At 39.8% G+C, this 4,853-nt stretch carries 7 protein-coding genes; 3 read left to right on the top strand and 4 right to left on the bottom strand.

What is annotated here, in order from left to right; all coding sequences use genetic code 11:
- Positions 1 to 297: 297 nt before the first annotated feature.
- The 4 genes from J7J01_07040 to J7J01_07025 form a co-directional block, all read right to left on the bottom strand.
- Positions 298 to 1,152 carry a hypothetical protein gene (locus tag J7J01_07040; GenBank protein ID MCD6210627.1) on the bottom strand — a complete coding sequence of 285 codons (855 nt, stop codon included), beginning with the start codon at positions 1,150 to 1,152 and terminating at the stop codon, positions 298 to 300.
- Between the two features lie 138 nt (positions 1,153 to 1,290).
- The gene (locus tag J7J01_07035; GenBank protein ID MCD6210626.1) at positions 1,291 to 1,632 is read right to left on the bottom strand and encodes a hypothetical protein; all 342 of its coding nucleotides are present in this window, start codon (positions 1,630 to 1,632) and stop codon (positions 1,291 to 1,293) included.
- Positions 1,633 to 1,739: 107 nt separating this feature from the next.
- On the bottom strand, positions 1,740 to 2,111 hold the full coding sequence (locus J7J01_07030; protein MCD6210625.1) for a hypothetical protein: 372 nt from the start codon (positions 2,109 to 2,111) through the stop codon (positions 1,740 to 1,742).
- Between the two features lie 2 nt (positions 2,112 to 2,113).
- The gene (locus J7J01_07025; GenBank protein MCD6210624.1) at positions 2,114 to 2,647 is read right to left on the bottom strand and encodes a hypothetical protein; all 534 of its coding nucleotides are present in this window, start codon (positions 2,645 to 2,647) and stop codon (positions 2,114 to 2,116) included.
- A 439-nt stretch (positions 2,648 to 3,086) separates the two neighbouring features.
- Between J7J01_07025 and J7J01_07020 the strand changes: the two genes are divergently transcribed.
- From J7J01_07020 to J7J01_07010, 3 genes are read left to right on the top strand one after another with little or no spacing between them, the layout of a single operon-like run.
- Positions 3,087 to 3,899 carry a DUF1670 domain-containing protein gene (locus J7J01_07020; GenBank protein MCD6210623.1) on the top strand — a complete coding sequence of 271 codons (813 nt, stop codon included), beginning with the start codon at positions 3,087 to 3,089 and terminating at the stop codon, positions 3,897 to 3,899.
- 2 nt (positions 3,900 to 3,901) lie between these two features.
- Entirely contained in the window at positions 3,902 to 4,402 is a 501-nt protein-coding gene (locus tag J7J01_07015; protein MCD6210622.1) for a DUF1670 domain-containing protein, read from the top strand.
- Entirely contained in the window at positions 4,399 to 4,734 is a 336-nt protein-coding gene (locus tag J7J01_07010; GenBank protein MCD6210621.1) for a DUF1670 domain-containing protein, read from the top strand. Before J7J01_07015 ends, J7J01_07010 begins: the two co-directional genes overlap by 4 nt.
- Positions 4,735 to 4,853 lie beyond the last annotated feature (119 nt).

Here is a 4,853-nt window from a genome sequence, read left to right as displayed (position 1 = left end):
GAGGTGTCTCCCTTAGGATTTTTTATAATTTTAACCGATCTTGAAACACGACTAATAAATTAGCCCTAAAAAGGTTACAATTTTCCAATTTTCCTCCTAGTTTTTTATGCGTAGTAGCTGCACTGCTTTTTATAAGTAGTCCTTTTGACCCCAGTAAAACAATACACAATAATTGGTGATAAAGCATAAAAATCCAGGCATTCCATAAGCCTATCTCAAAATTTGGTATTGAATACATTTTCACACCTCCTTTCAAATAATAATTGTTGACTTTTTATATTTTGCCTCGAAGTCCGCTCAATACACTGAAGGTTTATTGTATTCAATATCAATAATTTCAACTTTGTCATAACAAAAATCTCCACTTTTTAAATTCCAAACGATATTGACCTTGTTTGGGACAATAATGCCATTAAACATTTTGTATTCTATAATTTGCCCTTCCCAATTCTCGAGAGCAAACTTACCATCCACTTCCCTGTATCGTTCCGCAGTAATACTTGTTACTTCTCCTTCCTCGTTAAAATGAAAAGTGGCCGAAGCTGAGACTCCCTTATAACTTATTGTTGCTTTTGATGAGTTATCATCAATAGCCTCCCATTTGATATATTCATTTTCATTTAAAAATGCCGAAGGGAACCATATGCATTCTGCTAAAAATCTCAAAAGTTCACCATGGTCAACCTCATATCCCTTCGCATCAACAATTTTGATAAGTCCCAACAATTTTACCACCAAATTTCCCTTGCCATCAATAAATTCATCCTTTGCATATATTGACAACATTGGAGCAAATCTTACCTTTGCTACCCATATAAACTCAACAGAATCAATATCAAGGTATTGTTCTGCTTTTATTGGCATCCATTTTCGATTCTCTTTCATCCGAAAATATCCGCCCTGCTTCAGCCTGACAGTTTTAATTTTCTCCCTGCCTATAATCTGAGTGTATTTTAAGTACCTTTGAACTGGTTCTGGCAATCCTTCTATATCCTCCTCAGTAACGACTTCAGGTTTTATTTCTTTACCGCCTCTAAAAATCTCCTTCGCCTCTTCTTTCGCCTTTTTTGTAAACGCAATGTTGCCGATAGTACAAGATGACACTATAAGAACAAGGAGCATTCCCAAAATGATTAGAACAACTTTTAACATTTTATCCACCTCCTCCTATATCGATGAAACAGCGGTGGATTTCGTCTAACGAACAACGCATATCTGAAGTTTGCCCGATAGGACGAATTTGGGCGAAGCGTAGCGAAGCCGTATGTCCGCTGTTAGGCGAAGTGCTTATCATAGCGGAACACCTCTTTTTATCGCTTCATTAAGCTTACCCATCATGTAACCGATTCCTTTACAATCAATTAAAGGATCATGAATTTCCCTATTTTGAAAAATATCTTTGATAATCTGCGTGTAATTCTTTCCTCCTAAAACCACTATTCTTTCATAGTTACATAATCCTTTATCTTTTGCTTGAGATCTTAGTTCCTTAACAGTTACAGGGTCAGTATTTTTGTCGTTAAAACTGACATTATATGGGCCAGAAATGACATCATCAGGAAACAAAAATCCATATTTAGCAGATAGAATCACCCAAGAGAGGGAAAAAACCGTTCCGCATACTCTCTGCACTTACTAGCGAAAGGACCTATATATACATTTTTTTGCTCTTTGTGGACCAGCATTTGGGTTTTTATCCCATATCTTTCTATTTCCACAAGAAACAATACATAATACCCTCATGTACCTACCTCCACTTCACCATTCTCGATCCTAATTTTACCGCCAATACAATATTTTCGTGCTTCACATTTTGAGGACAACGGACAGAAACCTGCTATTTTGTCTCTCTTTGAGCATCCATATTTCGACAAATGCCAAAGAGGTTCATCTATATCTAAAGCAATCATTGGTCTATTTTTAGCTTTTAAACCTTTCACACTTTCAAACCATGCTTTTCTTATGTGCTTAAATAAATCATTTAGATTTCCCTTGAACTGTCCTCTTACAACTCCTGTTGTTAAAGTAGCTCTGGCTACATGAATATCCACAGGAATAGGAACTTTATCTAAATTCTTTAATTTCGTAATACCAACATTATCCCTAAGCATTCTCAACCATAGAGGGCCGATCTTATCTCCGCGAAGATATGGATAATCAGGTACCCACCGACCATTATACAAATGATCATCTTTTTTAATTGTTTTAAAATTGTTGGTGCATCCCAATTACAACGTTGAAGGAAGTTTATAGGGTCACCACTCCATTTTTTATAAAATGTTACCCCTACTGTTCTCCAGATATAGGCATCTTTTTGTGGCTTCTTTGATAGTCTATATTTTTGCATATCCTCAATAATTTTTCTGGGAGAGGTTTCGTGTAAAGCTTTAGGATCAAATAAGTATCTCGTTTCTGAGTCCTCAAAAGTCTTTCTTGAAGCATTCCATAATGCTGGTGCATCTCTTTGATAATCTATAGAAACTGTTAAAGTTATGAACAGGATATGTTCAAACGATCCTCTAACTACACTTTTCGGCATTATATCTTCGGGCATGTCATTTCGCCCATGAATGCCTACAGTTGAAAACAAATTATAGAGGAGTTCCGCTACTTTCTTTCCTCTTTCACTGTCAATCACTAATCCCATGTATTCCTACCTCCTACGCATTTCGCCTAACGTTTCCGGGGATATGTGAAGTTTGCGGAGCGGTAGCGGAGCAGATTTGGGCGAAGTGCCAAAGGCACATAGCCAGATACGCTCCGTTAGGCGAAGTAAGCAAATGTTCTTCAAGCATTTAATTTTTCCATGATATGGGTTCTTACTTTATCACTTGTTGGAACTTCCATAATTCCAAACCCAAGTATTTCCCTATTTCTCCCAGTTCTAAGATAAGGCCTTATTCTTTTATTAAATATTTCTTTACTTTTCTCGTATCCTTTTAAAAATCCTCCAAAACTTCCTGCAACATAATCTGCGAATTGGATACCAACACTGTGATGCGAATATTCTAAATTTCCTAACTTCCCATTTGGGCATAAGGTTAGAGAAGGTAGAGTGCATAGCTATTTTCGACGAGGTGACCAAAATGCCCAACGAAAGGGAAAATTACGAAGGTATAGTGAAGAGGGGACTAAAAGAGGAGTGGTGCGATTATATAAGACGTGAATATGAGTTCTCAATGGCGGTTTGCCGCTCCTTAGCAAGCGACTTCGAGACGTTTATGAAGGAAGCGAGGGGGGAATTGAAAGAAGGACAGTTGTTCTACCGGGCTGTCAAATCCAATATACCCCCTGGTGTTAAAACAGACGAGATGAGCTTTAAAACGGTGAAATTAACCATTTTCTCGCAGGATGACGTGGAAGACGCGAAGAAGTCACAAAAGGAACTGCTGAAGAACCGGATAGTCAGATTGACGAACGAAGCTCTTGAACAAGGAACGCTTTTGACGCAGGCAGACCTCAGCATACTGCTGAATGCGAGTATAAAAACGATCGGAAGACACATCAGGCAGTTGCTTGAGGAAGACATTATCGTTCCCACAAGGGGCAACAGAATGGATATAGGTCCAGGAACGTCGCATAAAGCGAAAATAGTGGAATTGTACCTGAAAGGGTATGAATTCACCGATATAAAGCGAAATACAAGGCATTCATCAGAGTCCATCGCTCGCTACCTCAAGGAGTTCGCCAGAGTTGCCGCACTTCACAAGGAAGGGTATAGTTTGGGTCAGATCAGAAGGATAACAGAGCATTCTGAGAGATTGGTGAAGGAATATCTGGAGCTGTACGAGCGGTATAAAGATGACGAGGACTGCAAGCAGAGGCTGGGGGAAATCCTCAGCAGGTATTCCAGGGGAAAAAATTTGAGGGAAAGAGCGAGAGCAATGGAGGTGATGTGAAGATGCGTGGCTCAGAATTGAACCGGGAAGAGAGATTCAATATGATAAGACGGAAATTGGAGCAGGGGATGAAGGAAGAGATAAAAGCACTCATAGAAAGGGATTATTCAATGATTTCCGGTGAGAAAGTGAGGGAGATGTTTGCATCCGATATCTTGCGGCTGATTGAGCAAAGGCAGGATTACGCAATGGACATTGATTCCGGGCAGGTGATGTGGCTCGGTGTGAAGCGCGAAGAGAGGCAAAACTACGGTAAGAATGCTTCCAATACCGAGATTGTGCCCGTCAAACTCACTCTTTTATCTGCCGAAGACATTGATATGTTGTCCTCAGGATTCACAAGGAGGGAAGTTCGAGAGAAGAGGATAATAAGGCTTTTTAAGGAGGGATACGAGCAAGGGGGCGTTCTAAGCAATAATGACATCGCTTTACTATTGAATATCTCACCTTCGACTAAACCCTTACAGGGTTTTCGGGGTCAACGGGGCGGAGCCCCGTTATGAGTAAGCAGGTTCGTGAATACATGGAAAGAACAAAGGAGGTAGTCCCGACTAGAGGAACTGTTCATGACCTCGGCAGGGCTATAACGCATAAAAGAATCATAATCAGGCTTTATCTCGAAGGGTATCTCACTCCAGAGATTGCAAGGAGGACAAAACACTCAGAGGAAGCCTGCGACAGGTATATCAGAGCTTTTAATAAAGTCCGCATGCTCGCGGACAGGAATATGAGTGTCGAAGAAATCGCGAGAACGCTTGAAATGAGCTCTTTCACCGTGAAGGAGTATCTCAACATCTATTCAGAGTTCAAGGGGGGTGATGGTAGTGCAAAGTAATTTATGTGTGCATACAAAATATGAAAATATGGACAAGATATACCTTTATCCCATTTGGGAATTTTTACCATTATCTGGATGCAAACTATATCCGAGACGATACCGAGATCTACACCTTA

Source organism: Methanophagales archaeon (assembly GCA_021159465.1).
In the GTDB taxonomy this organism is placed as follows: domain Archaea; phylum Halobacteriota; class Syntropharchaeia; order Alkanophagales; family Methanospirareceae; genus G60ANME1.
This window is presented reverse-complemented; position numbering and strand designations above follow the sequence as displayed.